Source organism: Streptomyces sp. NPDC047453, from assembly GCF_040643155.1.
GTDB lineage: Bacteria > Actinomycetota > Actinomycetes > Streptomycetales > Streptomycetaceae > Streptomyces.
This window is the reverse complement of the sequence record NZ_JBEYTS010000170.1, coordinates 1-1,859: the sequence shown is the minus strand read 5'-3', so window position 1 is coordinate 1,859 and position 1,859 is coordinate 1. Positions and strand designations below refer to the sequence as shown.

4 protein-coding genes are annotated in these 1,859 nt (G+C 71.4%); all 4 read left to right on the top strand.

From position 1 onward, the window contains the following. The first annotated feature begins 130 nt into the window (after positions 1-130). The gene (locus ABZ818_RS42725; protein ID WP_361427723.1) at positions 131-475 is read left to right on the top strand and encodes a DUF3147 family protein; all 345 of its coding nucleotides are present in this window, start codon (positions 131-133) and stop codon (positions 473-475) included. Then, the gene (locus ABZ818_RS42720) at positions 472-939 is read left to right on the top strand and encodes a DUF3147 family protein (protein ID WP_361427720.1); all 468 of its coding nucleotides are present in this window, start codon (positions 472-474) and stop codon (positions 937-939) included. Before ABZ818_RS42725 ends, ABZ818_RS42720 begins: the two co-directional genes overlap by 4 nt. Positions 940-996: 57 nt before the next feature. After that, on the top strand, positions 997-1,368 hold the full coding sequence (locus ABZ818_RS42715; RefSeq protein WP_361427717.1) for a gas vesicle protein: 372 nt from the start codon (positions 997-999) through the stop codon (positions 1,366-1,368). 87 nt (positions 1,369-1,455) lie between these two features. Then, the coding region (locus tag ABZ818_RS42710; protein WP_361427715.1) for a gas vesicle structural protein GvpA at positions 1,456-1,859 on the top strand (404 nt) is incomplete at its 3' end.

The following is a 1,859-nucleotide window of genomic DNA, read 5'->3' as shown; positions in this document are numbered from 1 at the left end:
GTGACGACCTGCTGGCATCCGGGTGGTGGACAACGAATCGCCCAGCGGCGATTCGTCTTTCCCTGCCCTGCTCCGCAGGAGTCCGATTCCTCCCCTGCCTGAAGGCAGGCGTTTCCTCGGAGGTACCTCGATGAAGACCCTGCTCGAGCTCGTCCTGAAGCCCTTCATCGGTGGTCTGCTCGTGGTGGGTTTCGCCCTGGTGGCGGAGGCCGTCGAGCCCAAGCGGCTGGCCGGGATCTTCGCCGCCGCCCCCTCGGTGGCGCTGGGAGGGCTGATCCTGACGGTGGTGTTCAAGGGCGACCTCGACGCGGCGACGGCGGCACGGGGCATGGTCGCCGGAGCACTGGCGTTCACCGCCTACTGTCTCGTCGATGTTCCGGCGCTCGCCCGATTCGGAGCCATGCGCGGATCCGCGACGGCCCTTGTCGTGTGGTTCGCGACAGCGGCCGCCATCGCCTTCGCGGTGGCGCCGTGAGGCGCTCGGCGCAGCCCTCGGACGGGAGCGGAAAGGGAGCCGAAGACACCGACCGGGTGCGGGTCGACCTGCGGGCGGTCGCGCGCACGCCACGCGAGGACCTGCTCCTTCGGTTCGGCTTCGGCGCGGGCGTGTCACTCCTGGCGGCCGTCGTGTCACGGCTCTTCGGGCCGTTCGTCGGCGGCGTCTTCCTCGCCTTTCCCGCCATCCTGCTGGCCAGCCTGACCCTGGTGGCCGAGGAGGAGGGGCTCATGAGCGCCCGCGACGACGCGCGTGGCGCCGCCCTGGGCACCCTGGGGCTCGTGGCGTTCGCCGTCGTCGCCGCGGTTCTCCTCCGTCACCACTCGGCGTGGCTCGCGCTCGGGGCCGCTACGGCGGCATGGGCCGTGGTGTCACTCGGCGCCTACGGGGTCGCGCGAGCCACAGGGTCCGGAGGCGACGAACCTTCCCCCGCGGACGGGTGAGGTCCCGCGCAGGTTTGGCCATGGAGCCTTCGGCCACCCGAAGAAGAAGAGGTGGCCATGGTGAAGAAGGAGAACACCGGGGAGTCGCAGGATCCACGCGAGTCACGGAGTGCTCAGGAGCCACGTGGTGAGGACGAGGCCCGTGGGCCGGTGTCCCGGCCGGGGCCGTTGGAGGTGCTGCGTGAGGCGCGGGCCCAGTTCGCCGAGCTGACCGGTCTGAGCACGGAGTCCGTGACGACTTTCGAGCAGACGGAGGACGGCTGGTCGCTGGAGGTCGAGGTCCTGGAACTGGCCCGGGTGCCGGACACCATGAGCCTGATGGCGAGCTACCGGGTGGAACTCGATCCGCGGGGCCGGCTCACCGGCTACCGGCGCCTGCACCGCTACGAACGCGGCCGCGCCGACGCCCGCCGGACCGGCGGCCACTAGACCGGCCCCGGGCGGCTCACGTCCGAAGACGCATCCACGCGCAGCAGACACAGACGCAGCAGACACAGACGAGGAGGCACGGTTGGCATGACCGTTGTCCCGGCACAGACGTCCAGCGGCGGAGGCGGCAGCAGCGGCCTGTACGACGTACTGGAACTCGTCCTCGACCGGGGACTGGTGATCGACGCGTTCGTGCGGGTCTCCCTGGTCGGCATCGAGATCCTGAAGATCGACGTGCGGGTCGTCGTGGCCAGCGTCGACACCTACCTGCGCTTCGCCGAGGCCTGCAACCGGCTCGACCTGGAAGCCGGCCCGCACCGCACCCCCGGCCTGCCCGACCTGGTCGGCGAGGTCACCGAGTCCGGCGCACACGGCAAGGCCAAGGGCGCGCTGTCCGGCGCCGCGCAGACCGTCTCCGACGCCTTCCAGCAGGCCCGTCAGGAGCACTCGGGTGAGGCCCGGGAGCGGCCGCGGGCCCGTAAGGCCGCGCC